This window comes from Bacillus sp. HMSC036E02 (assembly GCF_001836235.1).
In the GTDB taxonomy this organism is placed as follows: domain Bacteria; phylum Bacillota; class Bacilli; order Bacillales; family Bacillaceae_G; genus Bacillus_A; species Bacillus_A cereus.
In genome coordinates this window covers 161610-185159 of sequence record NZ_KV827856.1, presented here as the reverse complement: position 1 = coordinate 185159, position 23550 = coordinate 161610, and the positions used below count along the sequence as shown (strand labels likewise).

Sequence of the window (23550 nt, the reverse complement as noted above, 5' to 3'; positions counted from 1 at the left end):
TGAATTGAATTGAATCTAAAAAAGTAGCAAACCAATCTATTAACCTATGTATGTAGAGGTATGTAAAAAACGATTGGCTATAGTTAAAATTTTTTATCTATGCTTAAAATTCTAAAATACATTTATTTAATTTAATAATACGATTATAAAGGAGTAAAAATATGAATAATTTCGTAAAGGTAGGTCTAACTACAGGAGTGGTGTTATCGGCGATTATGCCTTATGGAGGAGTACATGCGGAAACAGAAGATTTAAAAGTGGAAACAAAGGAAGATACGTTCCGAACAGGTAATTTAACAGCACCTTCTCAAAATTCGGCAGAAAATGTAGCAAAGGATGCACTAAAAGGAAAAACAGAACAAGCATTATCATCAAAGCAAGTTAATACGGAATCCAAAGTTAATTATAATGTTACGCAAAGTCGTAAATCCTATGATGGTACTACATTGGTACGTCTTCAACAAACGTATGAAGGACGTGATGTATACGGATATCAACTAACAGCACATATTAATGATGATGGTGTACTTACGAGCGTTTCGGGAGATAGTGCCCAAGATTTACAACAACAGGAAGATTTGAAACAACCTATTACTCTATCAGAAGAGGATGCAAAGAAACAGCTTTTCAACATCTATGGAAATGATCTCACATTTATTGAAGAACCAGAAATTAAACAAGTGGTATATGTAGATGAAAATACAAATAAAGCTACAAACGCATATCAAATTACTTTTAGTGCATCTACACCTGAATATGTATCCGGTACAGTATTAATTGATGCTTTTGGTGGTAATCTATTAAAAGAACTCGTTCAAAAATTGGGTATACAAGTAGAGAGTAGTATTGTCCAATCTGCGACATCAAATAAATCAACAGATCCTTCAAAATTAACAGGTACAGGAAAAGATGACTTAGGTATTAATCGTACGTTTGGAATTACACAAAGAAGTGATGGAACGTACATGCTTGCAGATTATTCTCGTGGTAAGGGAATTGAAACATATACTGCTAATTATAAAGATTATAATAATTATAGAAGAAATGTATGGGGTTATCTCGATGATTTAGTAACAAGTAATTCTACAAATTTTACAGATCCTAAAGCAGTTAGTGCCCATTATTTAGCAACGAAAGTATATGATTTTTATCAAGAAAAATATGGCCGTAACAGCTTTGATAATAACGGACAAAAAGTAATTTCTGTCGTTCATGGTTGGAACACAAATGGTACGAATAAAGGAAATCCTAAGCAGTGGTTTAATGCATTTAGTAATGGCGCTATGCTAGTATACGGAGATCCAATTGTTAGAGCATTTGATGTGGCAGGACATGAATTTACACACGCGGTTACAAGAAATGAGTCTGGACTTGAGTACGCGGGAGAAGCTGGTGCAATTAATGAAGCGTTATCTGATATTTTAGGAGTAGCCGTTGAAAAGTATGCCAATAACGGAAAGTTCAATTGGACAATGGGAGAACAATCAGGTCGTATTTTTAGAGATATGAAAAACCCATCATCTATCTCTTCTAGATATCCAGAGGATTATAGGCATTATAATAACTTACCTATTGATGCTGACCACGATCATGGTGGTGTACACACGAACTCTAGCATTATTAATAAAGTAGCTTACTTGATTGCTAGTGGTGGAAGCCATAATGGAGTAAACGTACATGGCATTGGAGAAGATAAAATGTTTGATATTTTCTATTATGCAAATACGGATGAATTAAATATGACTTCTGATTTTAAAGAATTAAAAGAAGCTTGTATTCGTGTAGCAACGAACTTATATGGTAAAGACTCATTAGAAGTACAAGCTGTCCAACAAGCCTTTAAAGCAGCGTATATTTAATATTATTGTGATGAATTACAAACTCTTTCATTTTAATATAGTGATTAATTTGTATTTATAGACAAAAACCTTGTAGAATTTTTCTGCAAGGTTTTTGAATGTTATCCCGCTATTTGCCGGGCGGTAAGACCCCGCCTCAAAATTCAGCTGTTATTTTTTTACTTGTTGTAAAGGATGGAAAGCTTTTAAGGTTGTGGCACGCCTCTTAAGAAAAAGATAAGGCGAAGCGATCTCGCTGTTATTTTCAAACAACAAACATTTGTTATTTGTATTATTTAGTGAAAGTTACCAAACGTTTTTCAAAACTATTTTACCTATTGCTTTATTTGACTCCAAATATTCATGTGCTTGTGCAACTTCATCAAACGTAAAAGATTTAGAATCTAGCAATGGACGAAGTTTTCCTTCTTCTACAATTTGCGTTATTTTCGTTAAGATTTCTCCGCAATCATTACGCTTATCTGTATGTAATATTTTTAATGCCATAAAAGTAACGTGCAGAGAGAGTCCTTTTGCGTGTAAAGGAGAGAGGTCATGGGTTGAACGAGCTGCAATAGTTATGACAGTTCCATTGACCGCAGCAGCTTCAAAAGAATGATCAAGATTCTTGCCGCCTACTGTATCAAATATAACTTCAAATCCGTTTCCGTTCGTATGTTTTTGTACATATTCTTGAACAGATTCTTCTTTATAATTAATAGCTATATCGGCTCCTAAACGATGGGCTATTTCCATTTTGTTTTGCTGAGAAGCTGTTGTAAAAACTTTAGCGCCTGCCCATTTAGCTAGTTGAATGGCTACGTGTCCTACGCCACCAGTAGCTCCATGAATGAGAACATTTTGACCAGGTTTAATATTTGCACGATCAAATAAAGATTCCCAAGCTGTAATTGCAACTAATGGTAGAGCAGCAGCTTCTTCCATTGTTAAATTGTTAGGTTTGTGAGCAATTAATCGTGCATCAGCAAGCATAAATTCTGCAAGTGCACCTCCAGTTTCTTTAAAACCTCCGGCACATCCGTATACTTTATCCCCTGATTTGAATTTCGAAACACCTTCTCCTACTTCAATAACAATACCAGCTACATCGCCGTGTAATATAGCTGGAAACTCAGGAGCGACGGCTGAAACGGCCCCACTACGCATTTTTGTATCGATTGGATTTACACTTGTTGCTTTTACATCGATTAGAACATGACCTGGTAAAAGTCTTGGTTTTGAAACTTTTTCTAATTGAAATACAGATGAATCCCCAAAAGAATGGATAATTTGTGCTTTCATAGTTTATACCTCCTGTTTGTGGTTATAGCATAGCAAAGTACGAAAAATAAGTATAATATTTTGAATTTTGTTAGTGAGAATTTTATATAAAGAAGAGGAAAGTGCATGAAATGAAATAATGTAACGTACTTCTAAAAACTACTGTAAAGCTTTTTGAAGAAAGGGTAGATGTTATTTTTGCAGCATGATTTATTCATTATGTTTATTATTACTCACTTAGTATAGGTATTTTAAAGTGCTACATCACTTTAAAGTACGTACTGCTATTCATGTTATGGCCGATTTATAATAACACTCGTAGCACAAAGAAAGTTATAACGATTACAATAGGCAACAATGTGGTGTTACAGTATTGCCTATCAATTTTGAGTAGAAATATGAAAAGTATAGATTTATATGAATGAAGGAAAGAAAGTGGATTGTGAGCTACAAAAGGATTAAATCGTCTTATTATAGAGAAGCCTTTTGGTTATAATGTAACGTCTGCTCGTGAGTTTAGCGCTAAATTAATTGAATGTTTTGATAAAAATGATATTTATTATAACGATCATTATCTTTGAAAATGAATGGTAACTAGGAATACACTTAGAAAAGTATTACGAAATAAATCGTATGTAATTCAAGACATTTTTATTGACGATAATAATTTATGTGGTTAATATATTAGACATAAGATTATTTAATTACTAAAAGTAATCTGATATAAAATGTTTCGTTAAATTCTATAAATAAGTAAGTTGTGGTAGAAATGCTTTGAATTGCCACTATTAATATTGGGGACAATTAAAAAGCGAAAGGTATAAAAAGAATTGGGATTTGATAACTCTTTGTTTTTATAAAACATGAGCTTCTGTACAATTCATTTTTAAAATATTGACAAGGATTATACAACAAGAGGGGGACTGAAATTGGAATCAATGACCTTTGTTTTATTTGGAGCGACAGGGGACTTAGCGAAACGCAAAATTTACCCAGCACTATATAATTTATATAGAGATCAAAAGCTTCCAAAGCAAATATCCGTTATCGGGCTTGGGAGACGTCAAGTATCTCATGTAGATTTTCAAGAAAGAATAAAAGAATCAATAGAGACGTTTTCCCGTCATAGAGAAGAAGGTACTCCGGAACTGGAAGGTTTTCTAGATAATTTTCGCTATTGTCCATTAGATGTGAGTAAGCCGGAAGACTATGAGAGGTTATTACAAGTCGTTCGTGAAAGGGAAGAAGAATTACATATAAAAGGAAATAGAATGTTTTATCTTTCCGTTGCTCCTGAATTTTTCGAGACCATTGCTTTAAATATTAAGGAAAGCGGACTTGATAAAACGGATGGATGGAAACGTCTGATGATTGAGAAACCATTCGGGCACGACCTTACATCTGCTCGTGAGCTGAATGATAAGCTTAGTCGCACGTTTGAAGAAGACGAGATATACCGTATTGATCATTATTTAGGTAAACCGATGATTCAAAACCTTGAAGCATTAGAATTTGCAAATCCTGTTCTCCAATCAATTTGGAATAAAGAACATATAGCGAATGTGCAAATCACAGCGAGTGAAACAGTTGGGGTTGAAGAAAGGGCAGGATATTATGACCAGGCAGGGGCCATTCGAGATATGGTTCAAAATCATATGTTACAAATATTAATGATGACTGCTATGAATCTGCCGGAAAAGGTTAATGCATGTGAAATTCGAGAGGAAAAGCGAAAGGTAATGGAAACGCTTCGTAAAGTGAAAAAAGAAGACGTTCAAAGCCATATCATTCGCGGACAATACGCTGCAGGTGAGATAAAAGGCGGACAAGTTGTAGCATACAAAGAGGAGCCAGGAGTAAATCCTTCTTCTAACATAGACACATTTGTTGCTGCTCGCCTGTGGATCGATAATCCATTTTGGACTGGCGTTCCCTTCTATATACGAACAGGCAAACGAATGAAAGAAAAGTCTACTCGTATTGTAATTGAATTTAAAAATACGTTAAAACAGCAATATCAAGATAGTAATCCAAATGCAGCACCTAACTTATTAATAATTGAAATTAGTCCAGGTGAGAACGTTTCATTACAGTTAAACAGTAAAAATCCATTGAAAAATGGAGAAATTGAACCGATGCGTATTAACTTTACTTGTGAGCAAGCGGATGTGGGAGTACCTGAAGCGTATGAAAGACTCATTCATGATGCTGTGAGTGGAGACGCTACATTCTTTGCACATTGGAGAGAAGTTGAATTGTCATGGGAATGGGTACAACCAATTCTTGAAGCGTTCGAGGAAAACTTATTGCCGCTTTATGAATATGAGTCTGGTTCATATGGTCCAGAAGCGTCTAATGAACTGTTGCAAGAAAGTGGATTTAAATGGTGGTTAGATCAAGAGACGGAAAAATAAGTACTTTCTTTAATAAAAGCATTTAGGGGGACGATTACTATGACACAAAACATAAATCAATTAGCAGTGAATACACTTCGTACGTTATCGATTGATGCTATTAATGCGGCAAACTCAGGTCATCCAGGTCTTCCGATGGGAGCAGCACCAATGGCTTATGCATTATGGGCGAATCATTTAAATTACAATCCTAATCACCCAGAATGGTTTAACCGTGATCGTTTCGTTTTATCGGCGGGACATGGATCTAGTCTGTTATATAGCTTACTTCATTTAGCTGGATATGATGTTTCAATTGATGACTTGAAAAATTTCAGAAAGTTAAATAGTAAAACACCAGGACATCCTGAGTTTGGTCATACTCCTGGAGTTGAAGCGACTACAGGCCCGTTAGGACAAGGGATTGCTAATGCTGTCGGAATGGCAATGGCAGAAGCTCATTTAGCAGCGAAGTTTAATAAGGATGGTCACTCTATTATAGATCACAATACGTATGCTTTAGTCGGAGATGGTGACTTAATGGAGGGTGTCGCTTATGAAGCGATGTCAATGGCAGGACATATGAAACTTGGCAAGTTAATTGTACTGTATGATTCAAATGAAATTTCACTTGATGGTGAATTAGGCATTGCTTTCTCTGAAGATATTCAGAAAAGGGCAGAATCTGTACATTGGCAATATGTAAGAGTTGAAGATGGAAACGATGTTGATGCGATTACAAAAGCTATTCAATCAGCGAAAGAAAATACGGATCAACCCACTCTTATAGAAATTAGAACCATTATAGGTTATGGAAGTCCAAAAGTTGCTGGAACGAACAAAGCACATGGTAATCCGCTTGGAGTAGAAGAAGCGACAGCGACAAAACAAGTGTATGGTTGGGATTATGAGGAAGATTTCTTTGTACCTGAAGAAGTAAAAGCTCATTTTAATGAACTGAAACAAAAAGGTATTGAAAAAGAAAATGACTGGAATGAGCAGTTCAACTCATACAGAGAGTCGAATCCTACACTAGCAGATGAATTAGAAAAAGCGATTACAGGTGAGGTTTTAATTGAAGCGAAAGACATTCTATCTTTTGATACTGAAAAAACGATTTCCACTCGTGTTGCAAGTGGGGAAGCTATTAATTATTATGTGAAATCGATTCCTTCTATTTTCGGTGGAAGTGCAGATCTTTCTCATTCCACTATGACAGATATAAAAGGTGAAGCTGTGTACGCGGTAGAATCGTATGCTGGACGAAATATATATTTCGGTGTACGTGAACATGCAATGGGCGCTGCAGCGAATGGATTGGCGCTTCATGGAGGAGTAAAACCTTTCGTAAGTACATTCTTTGTATTTAATGATTATCTTCGTCCGTCCATTCGACTGGCTGCACTGCAAAAGTTACCTGTTACTTACGTATTTACACATGATTCGATTGCTGTAGGAGAAGATGGTCCAACGCATGAACCAATTGAACAATTGGCAGCTCTTCGAGCAATTCCTGGTCTAACAGTTATCCGTCCGTCAGATGCAAATGAAACAGCAAGTGCTTGGGCGTATGCTTTACAGCAAACGGATGGTCCAGTCGTTTTAGTACTGAGCCGTCAAAATTTACCGGTGTTTAATGAAACGAAAGCGAACATAGAGAATCTCTCTAAAGGAGCTTACGTATTAACACAAACGAATGAAAATCCGGATGTGATTTTAATTGCGACAGGTTCTGAAGTATCCTTAGCTGCTAGTGCGAAAGCAAAATTAGAAGAAGATCAAGTTTCTGTTCGCATCGTTGCAATGCCGAGCTGGGAGTTATTCGATCACCAATCGAACGAATATAAAGAATCCGTTCTTCCGTCTTCTATAACGAAACGAGTATCTCTTGAAATGGGTGTATCTCTTGGTTGGGAACGTTATGTAGGACAAGAAGGAAAAGTACTATCAATTGAAACATTTGGAGCTTCAGGTACTGGAGCTGAAGTCATGAATCTATTTGGATTTAAGACAGAAAATGTTGTTCAAATTACAAAAAATGTGTTGAATTCTTAAGCTATGACTGTGAATACCTTTCTGTACATATTAAAATTTCAGTGCTGAAAGGTATTCCAGATTGTAGTGATATGGATTTTTAATAAAAGATGATTTGAGGAGGAATTATATTATGCAAGTAGGATTAATTGGGTTAGGTAAAATGGGATTAAATTTAGGGAAAAATTTAATGGATCATAAACATGAAGTAGTAGCATTTGATTTAAATACGAGCGCAGTAGAAGAAATGAAAGAGTACGGGGCAACAGGTACATCTAGTTTAAGTGAACTTGTTCAGTCATTACAATCACCAAGAATTCTTTGGGTAATGGTACCACACGCTGTTGTTGATTCTGTTATTGATGAGGTTACACCACTTTTATCAAAAGGAGATATTTTAATTGAAGCTGGTAATTCACATTATAAAGAGTCTATCCGCCGATATGAGCAATTAAAGAAAGATGGCATTCACTTTATGGATGCAGGAACTTCTGGCGGAATGGAAGGCGCTCGTAATGGTGCTTGTTACATGATCGGAGGAGATCAAGAAGCTTGGGACATCGTTGAACCTATCTTCCGCGATACTGCTGTAGAAAATGGATTCTTATATGCTGGAAAAGCTGGTAGTGGTCACTTCTTAAAAATGGTTCATAACGGAATTGAATACGGTATGATGGCTGCTATTGGTGAAGGATTTGAGATTCTAGAGAAGAGTGAATTTGACTACGATTATGAAAAAGTATCAAGAGTATGGAACAACGGTTCAGTGATTCGTTCTTGGTTAATGGAATTAACAGAAAATGCATTTTCTAAAGATGCAAAACTGGATGAGATTAAGGGTGTTATGCATTCTTCTGGTGAAGGAAAATGGACAGTAGAAACAGCATTAGACCTTCAAACAGCAACTCCTGTTATCGCAATGTCTCTATTAATGCGCTACCGCTCATTAGACAATGATACATTTACAGGAAAAGTTGTAGCAGCTCTGCGCAATGAATTTGGCGGACATGCAGTAGAAAAGAAATAAAGTGAAACTTTAATAAGTAGGGGCTTCATTCCACACCAATCGGGCTTTTACGGGATAAGCATATTAAACATGTAACTCATCAACGTTTAAAAACTGGAGGGAATTAATCATGAAATTTTTTATTGATACTGCAAATCTTGAGGATATAAAAAAAGCATATAAACTTGGAGTTTTAGCTGGTGTTACAACGAATCCTTCTTTAGTAGCAAAAGAGGGCATTAAATTTGAAGACCGTATTGCAGAAATTTGTCAGGCAGTTCCTAAAGTTGAATCTGTTTCGGCAGAAGTAACGCCAGATGCTGTTACAGCTGAAGAGATGATCGCCCAAGCAGAAGAACTGATTAAAATTAACGGTGGCGATGAAAAAGTTACAATTAAACTTCCGATGACGTTAGCAGGATTAGAAGCTTGTCGCTACCTTACTGAAAAAGGTGTGAAAACGAATGTTACACTTATTTTCACGGTGAACCAAGCACTTTTAGCTGCTCGAGCAGGTGCAACGTACGTTTCGCCATTTTTAGGACGCTTAGATGATATTTCTGAAGATGGTGTACTATTAGTTGCTAAAATTGCTGAATTATTCGATGTTCATCAACTAGATACACAAATTATTGCGGCTTCTGTTAGACATCCAGATCATGTAACTCGTGTAGCGATGGCAGGTGCTCACATTGCAACAATCCCTTATAAAGTAATTGAACAACTTGCTATGCACCCATTAACAGACCAAGGTATTGAGAAATTTGCTGCTGATTGGGCGAAAGCGCCTAAATTATAATGTTATGAAAGTGAAGGTGCTTTCCGAAAATTGTTTTTCATGAGAAGACAAATCCTAAGTAACTTCATCGTTTAAACTGGAACCTGAGTTTGTAGTCTTACTACGTGAAAACAGCAAGAGAAGAAAGTGTCATTCACTTTTAAAAAAGGGAAAATTGATCGCACGAAGCGTTTATCACAATAACATTATAATTATGGAAGAGAAATCCCCTTATCAGAGAGGTGAGTTAACATGTATCTCTGATAAGGGAGATTCTTTTTGTATAAATTATTATTTTGTGAAGATGATTTGTATATCGATATATAAATTCTTACTCATGAAAGAACTATATAGGTTCTCTTAATTGTATAGCAATTTTGAAAGGGTTTACATAAAGGGGGGGAACTGCGTATGAATATGTACCTTTTAATGATTACATTATTATCAATCGTAATTGTTATTTTAGGGGTATCGTGGTGGAGATGGCATGCATTTATTAGTTTAACGATTGCAAGTTTGTTTTTAGCAATTATGTCTGGGATGCCAATGGATAAAATAGTGAGTGCTTATGAAACGGGAGTCGGCAGTGTTCTCGGGCATTTAGTAGGTATTTTAGTATTAGGTACAATTTTAGGGAAAATGATGGCAGAGTCAGGTGCTGGAATGCAGGTGGCAGAGTTCTTTATAAAATCCTTTGGGATAAAAAACTTACCATGGGCTATGTTAATTGCAGGTTTTATTATTGGAATCCCGGTGTTTTTTGAAGTAGGCATTTTAATATTACTGCCGTTAGTAATTTCAATTCATAAAACAACGAAACAAAATATTTTATTGATAGCATTACCAGCAATTGCTGGGCTATCTGTCGTACACGGCCTTGTTCCTCCGCATCCAGGGGCCATAGTTGCAATTGGTATTTATAAAGCGAATCTTGGGAAGGTACTAATGTATTCACTCATTATTACATTTTTTGCAGCGATTATTGCAGGTCCTATATTTGCGAAATGGATTCACAAACGTGTAATTCCTGAAAATGAGCCAGAATTGATTCGTGTAAATACAAAATCAACGAAATTACCAGGAATAGGAGTTTCATTTTTAGTTATATTGTTACCTGTTATGTTAATGGTTTTAGCTGCAGCAGCTCCTTATGTGCCTCTTTCTAATACTTTGATGAAGATTGTCACATTAATCGGTAGTCCTATAATTGCACTATTGATTGCATGTTTTACGGCGTTCTATTTTCTTGGATTTCGTCAAGGTATCGATAAAAAAGCTATTAAGAAGATAACAGAAGATAGCTTATTACCAATCGGTTCAATTGTTGCGATTATTGGTGCCGGCGGGGGATTTAAGCAAATTCTCATCGATAGTGGGGTAGGGAATGCTATTGCTCAAATGTCTGAGCATTTAGCTCTATCTCCAATTGTATTAGCATTTATAGTAGCTGGGTTAATTCGAATTGCGACAGGGTCAGCGACAGTCGCTTTAACAACAGCAGCCGGTATCGTTTCGCCAATCGTTGAAAATACGACAGGTGTGAATTTAGAATTACTCGTCATTGCAACAGGTGCAGGAGCGTTAATGTTTTCTCACGTAAACGATGCTGGGTTCTGGATGGTAAAAGAATACCTAGGTTTAACAGTGAAAGAAACATTTAAAACATGGACAGTATTAGAAACATTACTTTCATTTATCGCTTTTGGAGGAGTTTTACTACTCGATATGTTTGTTTAAGATAAAGATGTTTCTATTTAGATAATTATGGCTTACAACGTTTTCAATAGATAAAAGGAATGTATTTTTATGGTGGGATACTGTAGCAATTTTTTGTTAGGAGGAAGAGATGGTGAGCTCAAAATATATGATTGGTGTAGACATTGGGACAACTAGTACAAAATCAGTTCTATTTTCTACTGATGGATCTGTTATTGCTAGTCATGGAATTGAATATCCTTTATATTCCCCTACACCTGAAACAGCAGAACAAGACCCAGAAGAAATCTTTCATGCAGTAATAAATACGATTAAAGAAACTGTACGAATAAGTAGTGTACAGCCGAATGATATTCTTTGTGTCTCTTTTAGTTCGGCAATGCATAGTCTCATTGCTGTAGATGAAAAAGGAGAGCTATTAACGAGATGTATCACTTGGGCAGATAATAGAAGTGCAAGCTGGGCGGAGAAAATAAAGAATGATATGAATGGTCATGAAATTTACCTTCGTACTGGGACACCAATTCATCCGATGTCACCACTTTCGAAATTAGTTTGGCTACAGAATGAGCAGGCAGAGTTATTCGCAAAAAGTTATAAATTCATTTCTATTAAAGAATATGTTTTTTACAAGTTATATAAAGAATATGTAATTGATTATTCTATAGCATCAGCGACAGGAATGTTCAATTTAAAATCTTTAAAATGGGATGAAGAGGCTTTACATGTAGCGGGAATTACAGATAAAAAGCTTTCAAAGCTTGTTCCAACAACGCACAGTTTAACAGGATTAGATGAAGAGCTTGCCAAAGAGATGAATGTACTTGTTTCTACGCCTTTTGTAGTAGGAGCGAGTGATGGAGTACTATCTAATTTAGGTGTAAATGCAATAGATCCTGGCGTTGTGGCTGTTACAATTGGTACAAGCGGTGCGATACGTGCTGTAACAAATCGTCCTGTAACAGATCCAAAAGGTAGAATTTTTTGTTATGCGTTAACTGAAGACCATTGGGTAATCGGTGGTCCAGTTAATAACGGTGGTATGATTTTCAGATGGGCTCGTGACCAATTGGGCACTTCAGAGATTGAACTTGCAAAGCGCTTAGGAAAAGATCCATATGAGGTGCTTACTGAAATAGCAGCAAAAGTGAATCCTGGATCTGATGGTTTATTATTTCACCCGTATTTAGCAGGGGAAAGAGCTCCTTTATGGAATGCAAATGCACGAGGATCTTTCTTTGGACTCGGATTGCATCATAAAAAAGAACATCTTATCCGTGCTGTTTTAGAGGGGGTAATTTATAACTTATATACAGTTCTTCTCGCTTTAAAAGAACTAATTGGCGAACCGAAAAAAATTCAAGCGACAGGCGGTTTTGCAAGGTCGGAACTTTGGAGACAGATGATGGCGGATATTTTCCATCAAGACGTATATGTTCCGGAAAGTTTCGAAAGCTCTTGCTTAGGAGCTGCAATCCTCGGTTTATATAGTTTAGGTGAAATAGATACATTATCCGTAGTTTCTGAAATGGTAGGTGCAGATTTTCATCATGAGCCAAACATGGAAAGTGTGGAAAAATATAAAGATTTAACGCCAATCTATATCCGTTTGTCCCGTCAATTGGAAGAAGAATATGAAAGTATAGCAGCGTATCAAAAAAAGTGGGTTTAAAAGCTATTTACCAAGAAAATATGGTAACGTATAAAGAGGTACTCCGATTTTTTAGGATACTCTTTCAACATAAAATATTTTAAGAAGTATGATGAATGAAAAATATAGGGAGAGAGGGTTATGAAAATGAAGGATAACAAAGAGTTTATCGGATATATTGGAACATACACGAAAGAAAATAGTGAAGGAATATATAAGTTTATTTTAGACACGGAAGCAAAAAAAATTGGTAATGTAACACTTGCCGCTAAGTTGGATAACCCTACATATGTAACGATTAACCGAAATAATGAATATCTCTATTCCGTTGTTAAGGAAGGCGAATCTGGCGGTGTAGCTGCTTATTCCATTGACAGTCATACTGGAGAACTAAAAGCGAAAAATAGACAAGTAGTAGAAGGGGCTTCTCCTTGTCATATTAGTGTTGATAGTGGAAATCATACAGTAGTTACAGCAAATTACCATAAAGGAACGATTGAGTCTTTTGAAGTAAATGAAGAAAATGGAACTGTAAATCCTGCTTCATCTATTATGGCGCATGAAGGTTCAGGTCCGAATAAAGAAAGACAAGAAAAACCACATGCACATTACGCGGGATATACTCCTGATGAAAAATATGTAGTGGGCGTTGATTTAGGGATAGATAAAATAATTACGTATGAAGTAAAAGATAGTACATTAATAGAAGTGAATAGCCTGTCTGTGAATCCGGGAAGTGGACCAAGACACATTGCTTTTCATCCAAATGGAAAATACGCTTATGTAATGACGGAGCTTAGTTCAGAGGTTATTGCGCTAACATATAACTCGGAAGAAGGATCCTTTACAGAATTACAGTATATTTCTACTCTTCCAGAACAATTTGATGAAAATAGTCAAGGCAGTGCTATCCATATTTCTTCTGACGGCCGCTTTGTATATGCAGGTAATCGTGGTCATAATAGTATCGCTGTTTATAGCGTAGATCAAAACTCAGGCCAGCTTACATTTGTGGAACATACATCTACAGAAGGAAATTGGCCAAGAGACTTTGTATTAGATCCTACTGAAAAGTTTCTTGTTGCTACAAATGAAAAGTCACATAATCTTGTGTTATTTTCAAGAGATGAATCTACAGGTAAGTTAACACTTTTACAATCTGATGTTGTTGTGCCAGAGCCTGTTTGTGTGAAGTTTTTAAATATATAATTTCAGATGCCTAAACAAAAGCAAAGCGATATCGCTTTGCTTTTTATTATTTCTTTTTCGGTCTACGTACTAATTCGCCGCCGCAGTTTGGACAAACGTTATGTCTTTCTTCTGTACATGGTGCGCAAAATGTACATTCATATACACAAATGTATGCTTCAGAATCTTGTTCGAGTGATTGATCGCAAATTTGACAGTTTGTTTTCATTTCTAGTGTCATAATAAGTCCCCTTTTTAGTTAGAAAATTTATAATTTAATTATAATTCATTAAATAGAAATAGTCCTTTTCAATTGAAAGGAAATCGAATGATAAAGTTATGAATTGAAACGAAAGATGCTGGTTTATTTTAAAATTGATTATTTATTACAGTTGGAATATTATGAAATAGTCAAAAGACAACAGGGGGTATAGATTTTGACTAATCATAACGATCATTTAAAAGCAAACTGCGAAAAATGCTTCGGTCTATGTTGCGTTGCATTACCGTTCGCAGCATCGGTAGATTTTGCAGTGAATAAAGATGGTGGTAAACCATGTTCTAACTTACAATCAGATTTTAAATGTAGTATACATAAAAATCTTAGAGGAAAAGGTTATAAAGGTTGTACAGTATTTGAGTGTTTCGGTGCTGGGCAGAAGATTTCTCAGGGTACGTTTAAAGGGATTGATTGGCGGAAAGATGCAAAGCATGCAAGAAAAATGTACGATGCTTTTCCGGTTATGCATCAACTTCATGAAATGCTTTGGTATTTGAATGAAGCGATTCTTTTAAAGGCAACACAGCCAATTCATAAAGAGCTGGAGACCGCAATTGAGGAGACAGAGCGACTTTCGAATTTAAATCCAGATGAGTTAATGAAAATAAATGTTCCAATGCATAGGGCAGAGGTGAACATTCTTCTTTTAGAAACGAGCGAATTAGTATGGAAGGAAATGAATACTGCACGTAAGAAACGAATCATTCACCGCGGAGCAGATCTTATGGGAGCAAATTTGAAAAAGAAAAATTTACAAGGTGCAAATTTAAGGGGTGCTTACTTAATTGCGGCTAACTTAAATGGAGCAAATTTAAGAGGAGCAGATCTTATCGGAGCAGATTTAAGAGATGCAGATATTCGCGGGGCTGATTTTACAAATAGTATTTTTCTGACGCAAGTTCAAATTAACGCAGCGAAAGGGGATAAGCATACGAAATTACCGAAAATGTTATCCCGTCCATCGCATTGGAGTGCGTAAAGAGTGAGGAGTGTTTAGTGTGGATATATTTCAGTATTTAGAAGAGATGCAAGAGGATGTCTTTTCGTTAGCAGTAGAGCAAATAGAAGCGAAGTATTTTGAAATTTGTAGCATGTTAGCGTCTGCAGAATATGCAGAACGAATTAAAGCAATTGATATAGAGTCATATAAGGAAAGTATTCGAGTAGGTTTGGATGCAGCTGTAGAAATGGCTACTAATGAAGAATCAAAAGCGATTTATTTTGAGTATGACCTTGATAACGAATGGGATAGTCAGTTTTATATTTGTGAGGAATATATTCCACTTGAAGAAGAGGACGATGATTGGGCATCTGAATGGACATATAATATTGAGGGGCCGGGGTCTGTAGAATTAGCAGATATGTATAATGGAAATGGCTTTGACACAAGTGAAAAAGCAGTCGGTGTAACTTTATATTTAATTGCTAAAACGCTGTGTAGTTTTATAAGTGTACGTAGTGAAGTGCAAAGTAATATACCGATTTGTATTGGTTTTCACGACCAAGATCCAATAATGCGAACAGGCAGAGACTAAGAATCTCTGCCTGCTTTTTATTTCTTTTCAAAAGTAGTAATGAAAACGCTACATATAATGAGAATACCACCAATGAAAAAGTTACTATTTAATGTCTCATTTAATAAGAGCCAACCAAGTAATGATCCAACGATAGGTTGGAAGAAGAAAAATAAGGAACCGATGCTTGCATCCATTAAGTCTAATCCTTTATTCCAAAGGAAAAAGGCACCTGCTGTTGAAACGATTCCTAAGTATAATACGCCTAATATTACGTACGTATTTACTGTTCCGATAGAGGATGTTTGTAGTTCTCCTATCATAAAAGGTGTAATAAAAAAGAGTGAAAAGAATATGGCATACGTTGTAATAACTAAGGATGAAAATTGGATTGAAGCGATTTTTACATAAATAGATAGTAAGGCCCACGTAATAGCGGCTCCAACTAAAATGATTGTTCCGATAAAATAGGAGCCAATTTCAATATCCCATCCGATTACGATAATGACACCGATTGTCGCTATTATAGTAGATAAAAGTCTATGAGCGGTTAGTTTTTCTTTCAAAATGAGCGCTGCAAATATAACCATAAATGCAGGCGTAGCTGATGTAACTAACGAGCCTGTATGAGCGTCGGATAATTTTGTTCCGATAAATTGGCATGTGATTGAAATGAAATATCCAATAAATCCTATCCAAGCGAAGAGGAGCCAATCTTTTTTGCGAATGGTTACTTTTTTCTTTTGCTTTTTCTCAGCTAGTTTCAAAATGCCATACAAAACAACAAAAGCAATGATAAAGCGTAGCCAAACGAGTGTTAGTGGTGGGATAAAATCGAGTACGTATTTGCTAACAACATACATACCGCCCCATATACTTGCTGCTAGTGATAAACATATAGCTCCTAAAATGGTTTGTTTCATTTGAAGTACCTCCGTCTATTTTTAGGGTAATATGAGTTCCCTAAGACGAGGCATAGTGTATGTGTTATAAGCCCGTCTTAGTTTATAGACGGCCTACAGGTTGATCGTTTTCGAATGAAGTGTTGTAGTACATGCGTGCATTCCTCCTCTTTAAGTTATAATGATATTATAACTTAATTTTCTGATTATTAGAGGTTGTTATGAAATATATCGTTATAAAATCACATGTTAGCAATTATCCTAATCCAATTCGCTTAGAAGAGGGGGATGTAGTGAAAATGATAGAGAGTTACGCTGGTCCGGAAAACTGGGAAAACTGGATGTTTTGTCACGAAGAGAAGTATAACCGGAAAGGATGGGTTCCGGAGCAAATTATAAGAAAAGATATGAATGGAACAGGAATTATTATAAAACAATATACTGCGAAAGAATTAAATGTGAGTATTGGAGAAAGATTGATCGGATTAGAAGAATTGAATGGATGGGTTTGGTGCGAAGGAAGAGATGGTGAGAAGGGCTGGGTACCAAAGGAAAACTTACAAAAATATTAATAATAATATTTGATCAATAATTAGGAAACATATTTTTGCTTATGAGTATATTGGTTGTAGGATAAAAAGTAGATTAATAGAGAAAGAGGAGGAGATTATTATAACTACAACCGTTATTTCACATTTTTACAATGAAGAGTATTTATTGCCATGGTGGCTTATGCATCATACGAAACTTTTTGATCATGGTATTTTAATTAATAAAGGTTCAACAGATCGTTCCGTTGAGATTTGTAAAAAATTCGCACCGCATTGGGAGGTGCGAGATTCTGTAAATCCAGAGTTTGATGCATATGCGACAGATCATGAAGTGATGAGGATAGAACAAGAAGTACAAGGATGGAAAATGATTTTAAATACGACTGAGTTTCTTTGCGTGCAAGATAAAAATCAGTTTTGGAAATCGCTAAATGAATTGGGGGGGAGGATGTATTGGCTGGACGGGCTTATTATGGTTGATGATCCTAACTACAACTATCCGGACCTTAACTTTGGAATACCTTTAATGAAACAGCGATTTCATGGTTATTTACCAGAAGATTGGCCGTTATGGAGAAGAGGTAGATTTATTCATAATCATGAGCATGGAAGTTATACGGTTGGAAGACATTTATCTGCACATGAATCGATGATTTATCCACCTCTTGCCTGTATATTATGGTTTGGGTTTAGTCCGTGGAACGATGCGATGAGAAAGAGAAAGTTACAAATTGGTCCGACTCTTTCTGAAGCTAGTAAGCATGGGGGAATGGGGACGCACCATATTATTACGTCGGAAAGATTAGGAGAATGGTATAAGGAATTAGCGAGAGGAACGAAGGATTTACGTTTTAATGATGCATATCGTTATGTTTTTGTATAAATGATTTCCACCATAAAATTGTTTCTTCAATTCCTGTATTTAGATCGTATGTTGGTTTCCAGTTTACTTCAGTTTTTAAACGTTCTACATTAACCCCGACAAATAAAGGTTCATCTTTAGAGAAAGGGATTGCACCTAGTTTAATTAAATGTTCTTTTCCTATCTTTTTAGCAATGATAGAAGCTAACTTTTTAATTTGTACAGATTGACCAGAAGCGATATTGATGGTGCCTGTAACGCTGTGTTCTAATATTGTTACGAGAGCGTCAGCGACGTCACTCACATGGAGGAAATCTCTCGATTGTTTTCCATGTGTACATAGTGCTTCCTCGTTTTTTAATAAGGAAGTGATAATGTTAGAAACGAGCCGATTACCTTGTTCGTGAGGTCCATACATATGAAAAATGCGGCCCCAACACATGCTGAGGCCTGTTTGTTGTGCATACGTTTCTAGCCAGGAGTGCAGTGCATTTTTACATAAAGAATACGGGGTTTTATAGGAAAGGAGCGGTGAATCTTCAAATAATACGCCGTTAAACCATTCGTACTCTGCGCCAGTACCTGCAACGACAACACGCTTTCCGCCGCATGTTGTGAAGTGTTGAATCAATGAAATACTAGACTTTAGCCAATAGTAATTATTAATAGATACATAGCATGCTGGTGGCACTGCTTCCCAAGCAAGGTGAATGAGATGGCTAGGCTGAACATCCGAAATGAATTGTTTTACTTCGTCATCGCGAAGCAAGTTTACTTTATGCCAATGGCAAGGGAGGTGAGAGGGGTTATTTTTATTATACGTGGCGTGCACTTCATATCCCTTTTGTATAAGTGAATGTACAACATATTTACCTATCCAGCCACTACCACCTGTTACAACAACTTTCTTCATGGCTCGATCACCTCAATTTCTGGAACCGTCACTAAAAATTTACCGCCCCATTCACGAATGAAAGAGCATTCTTTCATAATTTCGTCTTTCAAATTCCAAGGAAGTATAAGAATGTAATCCGGTTTTGTACGTTTAATTTCTGCTGGAGATTTTATTGGAATACGAGTTCCTGGTAAAAGGAGATTTTGTTTGTGAGGATTTTTATCTACTGTATAAGCTAGAAATTCTTTACCTATCCCGCAATAATTCAAAAGGGTGTTTCCTTTAGCTGGAGCACCGTAACCGATAATTTGTTTGTTTAAAGCTTTCGCTTCAATAAAAAACTTTAAAATATTTATTTTCAATTGTTCGATGCGTTTAGAAAAAAGGAGATAGCAATCTAATGTATCTAACCCGTGGTCGACTTCTTTTTGAATTAATTTTGTAACATTGGAATGGATAGTTGATTGGGCACTTAGATGGTTTACAAAAATCCGTAAGGAACCACCATGCGTTGAAAGTTCTTCTACATCAACAATTTGTAAATGATGATAACTTAAAACTTTTTGAAGGCTTATAAGTGAGAAGTAGGAAAAGTGCTCATGGTAGATAGTATCGAACTGTTTAAAGGATATGAGGTTTAATAAGTGTGGGAATTCAATTGTTATCGTGCCATCTTGTTTTAATAACGTTTTTAAACCGGCAACAAAATCATGCAAGTTTGGAACATGTGCTAATACGTTATTTGCGACGATTAAATCAGCTTGTGGCAATTTTTTTGCTAAGTCATTACTGAAAAAATTTACATGAGTAGGAATTCCTTTTTTGATAGCAATTTCTGCTACGTTTTTCGCGGGTTCAATTCCCAATGTCTCGATATTTTCTTTTTTAAAGTATTGTAATAAGTACCCATCGTTACTTGCGATTTCAATCACTTTTGAATGTTTCGTTAAGTTGAAACGCTTAATCGCCATTTCTACATATTGTTTAGCGTGTAGTAGCCAACTTGAGGAGTAAGAGCTGAAGTATAAATAGTTATGAAAAATATTTTGCGGGGATTCAAATTCATCTAGCTGTACGAGTAAACAAGAGTTACAAACAAATGTGTGTAGCGGATAAAAAGGTTCCATTTTATATGAGCTTTCAGGAGCTACAAATGAATTAGCAAGAGGGGAAACGCCCAAATCTAAAAAAGTGTTGGTTAGTAATGAGTGGCAAAAACGGCATTTTTTCTGTTCCATTTTATAGCCCCCTTATAAATTTTTGAATGCATCGATTTGTTGTCGTGTGAAAGATTCTATATTTTCACCAGATGCATATTTTTTGTACCAATCAACAGTCCAAGCGATAGCATCATCTGTTGATAACTTAGGAGTCCAGCCGAGTTTGTTTACTGCTTTTGTACTATCGAGTGTTAAAACAGGTGATTCATAAGGAGTATTTGTAGAGGAGGAAATGATTGTTAGTGGGTTATTCCATAATTTTATTACAGATTCAATAACATCATGAACGGTTCTGTTAGGTTCATTCATTGGGCCGAAATTCCACGCTTCTGCATATTTAGCATCATTCCAAAGTTTCTCAGCTAAAAGGATATAGCCATGTAAAGGATCTAAAACATGTTGCCACGGACGGACGGCATATTTGTTTCGAATACACAAAGTATGATTGTGCAAATATGCCCGAATGATATCAGGGAATAATCGGTCTTCTGCCCAATCACCACCGCCGATGACGTTACCAGCTCTGACTGAGGCGAGTTTCTGGGTATTAGTGCGGAAGAATGATTTTTGATAGGATGTTGCCACTATTTCAGCGCAAGCTTTACTAGCGCTATAAGGGTCGAAACCTCCTAGTCGGTCATTTTCCACGAACGCTCGGTCGCCACTACCGTCATTCTCATAACATTTATCGCTTGTCACATTAATAATGGCACGTACGCTTTCGATGGACTTTGCTGCTTCTAGCACGTGAACAGTACCTAAAACATTCGTTTTGAATGTATCGATAGGGTTTTTGTATGAAGCGGTTACGATTGGCTGAGCTGCTAAATGAAATATTATGTCAGGTTTATGCTGCTTCATGGCATGAAATAAAGAATGGTAATCTGTAATATCGCCTTTCATTGTCGTGCACTCTTTTGCTACGTTACCTTGTTCAAAAGTGTTAGGAATGGATGGGGGATGAGAAGAAAAGCCTACTACTTCTGCACCTAAAGAACTTAAGAAAAGGGTGAGCCAGGAGCCTTTAAATCCAGTATGTCCTGTAATAAATACTTTTTTCTTATTCCAAAAAGATGATGAAGCCATATTACCAAACCTTCCACGGAGCGTTATTACTTTCCCATAGCTCGACTAATTTATTTTTATCGCGCAATGTATCCATCGGATGCCAAAAACCAGAATGTTGATATGCGGCCAATTCATTTTTGTTTACTAACTGAACTAAAGTGTCTGTTTCAAAAACAGACTTATCTCCACTAATGTAATTGAAAACTTCAGGATTTAAAACGAAAAATCCACCGTTAACCCATCCGCCATCACCTAATGGTTTTTCTTGAAAAGATGTTACAGACTGTTTATCTAATATGAGAGAACCGAATCTACCAGGAGGTTGTACGGCAGTAACAGTAGCCATTTTTCCATGTTTTTTATGGAATGTAATAAGTTCTTTTATATTTACATTACTTAATCCATCACCATAAGTGAGGCAGAAAGGTTCGTCTCCGACATAATTTTTAATCTTTTTCACTCGGCCACCCGTTTCGGTATTTACACCAGTATCGATTAGTGTAACTTTCCATGGTTCTACACGATGAGAATGGCTAGTAATTGTATTATCGTTTAACTGTATTGTGAAATCAGACATGTGTAAGTTGTAATTTAGAAAGAACTCTTTAATTGCATATCCTTTATAGCCTAAGCAAATAATAAACTCAGTAATCCCGTAATGACTATACAAACTCATAATGTGCCATAGAATGGGTTTTGTTCCAATTTCAATCATAGGTTTCGGTTTTAAATGTGTTTCTTCCCCAATTCTTGTACCGTACCCACCAGCAAGAATAACAGCTTTCATTTTTTCCTCCTAAAATAAAAATTTATTATTTATACAGTATTCATGTTTTATGCAAATGAGATTGTTTTTGATTAAGTGAATGAAAATGTTTGAGGTGATGACGATGCAGAAAATATTACGGTTTGAATTTTGGAAATAATTTTTGATATTCAGGGTTATGACGGAGGTCTTGTGTTAGGTTACTAAGCTCTAAAAAACGTATGTCCAGTACTTCAGGAGATTGACCGTAATGTGTTTGAAGTCCCATTTGAACACCCCTTTTTGAAAGGGTAGGTGTAATTTGTAATTTTCTTGCTTTTGATTGTTCATTCCAAGGGCTAAAATAAAATTTTAAAATAAATGAAGGATAGTCATAAATTATATATCCGTGCCGCGAATGATGTCTACCAGGTAAATATGCACCGTCTAGATGATTGTGAATAAATCTCCAAGCACATCCGAGATTTGGGTTATAAGGGAAGACACCGTGGTATCGCTGTTCTACTAAGGGGATAGAATATCTAGGCTTTGAATAATTATAATTATGATTATCTATCATTAAAATCATTCTAATCGCATACATGTTTTGGCCTAGTGTATGAAGAGATGAAAAAAATTCTTCAGTATTATTACAACAAAAGAATTCAGTAGTATTTAAAACGATTTTCCAACCTGAAACTTCTCTTTCAATTTCCATCACTTCAATATCAGTATTAGTTGGATCAAACTCAAGAAATCTTGAATTTCGTACTTCCCAGTGGGGTGCTAATAGTTTACAAATCTCTACGGAACGATCTGTAGACCCTCTATTAATTAAAATGCCGTGATCGAATATTTTCGTGTGATGCATAAGCCACCATGGAAGTAGGTATTCTTCATTATAAAAATGAGAAATGATTGTCTTTTTCATATTAATTCCCTCCTATACAAGCAATCATTATTAGTAGGATATGCTTTTAAATAAGAAAGGTTAAAAGTGGCAGACAATGTAGTGATTAGGTAGTAGTTTAGTAATTTTATTGTATAAGTGTAGATTACTCGTATTGAATCATCATAGGAGGAGATTGGGATTTTGTATAAATTGTGAATAATAAACCGTCACGTTTGACTGTACAGTTTATGTATTGTATGATGTAAGTAATATAAACAAGGGGGGAAGATCGTTGGGAAGGTGTATCGAATCGGACAGTTGGCTCTCATGGCTCACGTGTCGAAACGAACGATTGATTATTATACGAATCTAGGTATCTTAAAAGCGGAGCGATCTCAATCTAATTATCGCTATTACGACGAAACAGCATTTGAGACATTACAATTTATTGAGAAGTGCAAAGAAATGCATATGCCGCTTTGTGAGATTAAAGAGAAAATCGAGGAGAAGAAGAAGCTGCTCGGTATCAATGAACACGTTTCGAAACAAGTGAATGAAGTGACAGACCATATTCATCAATTAGAAGTGGAGCTTACTGAGTTAAAGCCGCTTTTAGATGGATTGACTGATTCACAACGTGAAAAAATATCGAAATCTTTATCTGGTCAAACGACAGCTTTAATACAGACACTTGCTCTATTATTATAGAATAAGTGAAATCCGACCTCTTTAATTT

Annotated in this window: 21 protein-coding genes and 1 pseudogene; 14 read left to right on the top strand and 8 right to left on the bottom strand. The window is 36.0% G+C overall.

What is annotated here, in order from left to right:
- Positions 1-161 precede the first annotated feature (161 nt).
- Entirely contained in the window at positions 162-1859 is a 1698-nt protein-coding gene (locus HMPREF2590_RS19115; RefSeq protein WP_001058948.1) for a M4 family metallopeptidase, read from the top strand.
- A 285-nt stretch (positions 1860-2144) separates the two neighbouring features.
- Here HMPREF2590_RS19115 and HMPREF2590_RS19110 read toward each other — a convergent pair whose 3' ends face one another.
- Positions 2145-3140, bottom strand: a complete 996-nt coding sequence (locus HMPREF2590_RS19110; protein ID WP_000647265.1) for a zinc-dependent alcohol dehydrogenase family protein — start codon at positions 3138-3140, stop codon at positions 2145-2147.
- Positions 3141-3547: 407 nt separating this feature from the next.
- Between HMPREF2590_RS19110 and HMPREF2590_RS29240 the strand changes: the two are divergent.
- The 8 genes and pseudogenes from HMPREF2590_RS29240 to HMPREF2590_RS19070 all read left to right on the top strand — a co-directional run.
- Positions 3548-3700, top strand: a pseudogene (locus tag HMPREF2590_RS29240) (glucose-6-phosphate dehydrogenase); the annotation flags it as partial.
- 348 nt (positions 3701-4048) lie between these two features.
- Positions 4049-5533, top strand: coding sequence for a glucose-6-phosphate dehydrogenase (gene zwf, locus HMPREF2590_RS19100; protein WP_000445364.1), 1485 nt, complete (start codon positions 4049-4051; stop codon positions 5531-5533).
- A 39-nt stretch (positions 5534-5572) separates the two neighbouring features.
- On the top strand, positions 5573-7567 hold the full coding sequence (tkt, locus tag HMPREF2590_RS19095) for a transketolase (RefSeq protein ID WP_000193047.1): 1995 nt from the start codon (positions 5573-5575) through the stop codon (positions 7565-7567).
- A gap of 112 nt (positions 7568-7679) precedes the next feature.
- Positions 7680-8573, top strand: a complete 894-nt coding sequence (gnd, locus tag HMPREF2590_RS19090) for a phosphogluconate dehydrogenase (NAD(+)-dependent, decarboxylating) (RefSeq protein ID WP_001195925.1) — start codon at positions 7680-7682, stop codon at positions 8571-8573.
- 109 nt (positions 8574-8682) lie between these two features.
- Positions 8683-9351: a fructose-6-phosphate aldolase gene (fsa, locus tag HMPREF2590_RS19085; RefSeq protein ID WP_000667676.1), complete on the top strand. Its 669-nt coding sequence runs from the start codon at positions 8683-8685 to the stop codon at positions 9349-9351.
- Between the two features lie 390 nt (positions 9352-9741).
- Positions 9742-11067, top strand: coding sequence for a gluconate permease GntP (gene gntP / locus HMPREF2590_RS19080; protein ID WP_050822006.1), 1326 nt, complete (start codon positions 9742-9744; stop codon positions 11065-11067).
- A 109-nt stretch (positions 11068-11176) separates the two neighbouring features.
- Positions 11177-12718, top strand: coding sequence for a gluconokinase (gene gntK / locus HMPREF2590_RS19075; RefSeq protein ID WP_004419966.1), 1542 nt, complete (start codon positions 11177-11179; stop codon positions 12716-12718).
- 120 nt (positions 12719-12838) lie between these two features.
- Positions 12839-13906 (top strand): lactonase family protein, encoded by a 1068-nt coding sequence (locus tag HMPREF2590_RS19070; RefSeq protein WP_000782205.1) that lies wholly within the window; start codon positions 12839-12841, stop codon positions 13904-13906.
- A 46-nt stretch (positions 13907-13952) separates the two neighbouring features.
- On the opposite strand, the gene HMPREF2590_RS19065 is transcribed toward HMPREF2590_RS19070, so the two are convergent.
- Positions 13953-14126 (bottom strand): DUF1272 domain-containing protein, encoded by a 174-nt coding sequence (locus HMPREF2590_RS19065; protein ID WP_000171492.1) that lies wholly within the window; start codon positions 14124-14126, stop codon positions 13953-13955.
- 196 nt (positions 14127-14322) lie between these two features.
- Between HMPREF2590_RS19065 and HMPREF2590_RS19060 the strand changes: the two genes are divergently transcribed.
- Both HMPREF2590_RS19060 and HMPREF2590_RS19055 read left to right on the top strand, forming a co-directional pair.
- The gene (locus HMPREF2590_RS19060; protein ID WP_000181431.1) at positions 14323-15144 is read left to right on the top strand and encodes a pentapeptide repeat-containing protein; all 822 of its coding nucleotides are present in this window, start codon (positions 14323-14325) and stop codon (positions 15142-15144) included.
- Positions 15145-15163: 19 nt separating this feature from the next.
- Positions 15164-15700: a hypothetical protein gene (locus tag HMPREF2590_RS19055; protein WP_000350928.1), complete on the top strand. Its 537-nt coding sequence runs from the start codon at positions 15164-15166 to the stop codon at positions 15698-15700.
- Between the two features lie 17 nt (positions 15701-15717).
- Here the strand turns inward: HMPREF2590_RS19055 and HMPREF2590_RS19050 are convergent, their stop codons facing one another.
- The gene (locus HMPREF2590_RS19050) at positions 15718-16602 is read right to left on the bottom strand and encodes a DMT family transporter (RefSeq protein ID WP_000814730.1); all 885 of its coding nucleotides are present in this window, start codon (positions 16600-16602) and stop codon (positions 15718-15720) included.
- 200 nt (positions 16603-16802) lie between these two features.
- Here HMPREF2590_RS19050 and HMPREF2590_RS19045 point away from each other — a divergent pair, with 200 nt between their 5' ends.
- Both HMPREF2590_RS19045 and HMPREF2590_RS19040 read left to right on the top strand, forming a co-directional pair.
- The gene (locus HMPREF2590_RS19045) at positions 16803-17153 is read left to right on the top strand and encodes an SH3 domain-containing protein (RefSeq protein WP_000875289.1); all 351 of its coding nucleotides are present in this window, start codon (positions 16803-16805) and stop codon (positions 17151-17153) included.
- 61 nt (positions 17154-17214) lie between these two features.
- Positions 17215-18015 carry a glycosyltransferase family 2 protein gene (locus HMPREF2590_RS19040; RefSeq protein WP_076774856.1) on the top strand — a complete coding sequence of 267 codons (801 nt, stop codon included), beginning with the start codon at positions 17215-17217 and terminating at the stop codon, positions 18013-18015.
- On the opposite strand, the gene HMPREF2590_RS19035 is transcribed toward HMPREF2590_RS19040, so the two are convergent.
- From HMPREF2590_RS19035 to HMPREF2590_RS19015, 5 genes are all read right to left on the bottom strand, one after another.
- Positions 17984-18907, bottom strand: a complete 924-nt coding sequence (locus tag HMPREF2590_RS19035) for an NAD-dependent epimerase/dehydratase family protein (protein ID WP_000758375.1) — start codon at positions 18905-18907, stop codon at positions 17984-17986. The genes HMPREF2590_RS19040 and HMPREF2590_RS19035 overlap by 32 nt on opposite strands.
- Positions 18904-20127 carry a class I SAM-dependent methyltransferase gene (locus tag HMPREF2590_RS19030; protein WP_000435776.1) on the bottom strand — a complete coding sequence of 408 codons (1224 nt, stop codon included), beginning with the start codon at positions 20125-20127 and terminating at the stop codon, positions 18904-18906. Before HMPREF2590_RS19030 ends, HMPREF2590_RS19035 begins: the two co-directional genes overlap by 4 nt.
- Positions 20128-20139: 12 nt before the next feature.
- The gene (gene rfbG, locus HMPREF2590_RS19025; protein WP_000168666.1) at positions 20140-21195 is read right to left on the bottom strand and encodes a CDP-glucose 4,6-dehydratase; all 1056 of its coding nucleotides are present in this window, start codon (positions 21193-21195) and stop codon (positions 20140-20142) included.
- 1 nt (position 21196) lies between these two features.
- Positions 21197-21964 carry a glucose-1-phosphate cytidylyltransferase gene (rfbF, locus tag HMPREF2590_RS19020; RefSeq protein ID WP_000648800.1) on the bottom strand — a complete coding sequence of 256 codons (768 nt, stop codon included), beginning with the start codon at positions 21962-21964 and terminating at the stop codon, positions 21197-21199.
- A gap of 115 nt (positions 21965-22079) precedes the next feature.
- Positions 22080-22853 (bottom strand): glycosyltransferase family 2 protein, encoded by a 774-nt coding sequence (locus tag HMPREF2590_RS19015; protein WP_000750974.1) that lies wholly within the window; start codon positions 22851-22853, stop codon positions 22080-22082.
- Positions 22854-23114: 261 nt separating this feature from the next.
- Between HMPREF2590_RS19015 and HMPREF2590_RS19010 the strand changes: the two genes are divergently transcribed.
- Positions 23115-23522, top strand: coding sequence for a MerR family transcriptional regulator (locus tag HMPREF2590_RS19010; protein WP_000285635.1), 408 nt, complete (start codon positions 23115-23117; stop codon positions 23520-23522).
- The last annotated feature ends 28 nt before the right edge of the window (positions 23523-23550 follow it).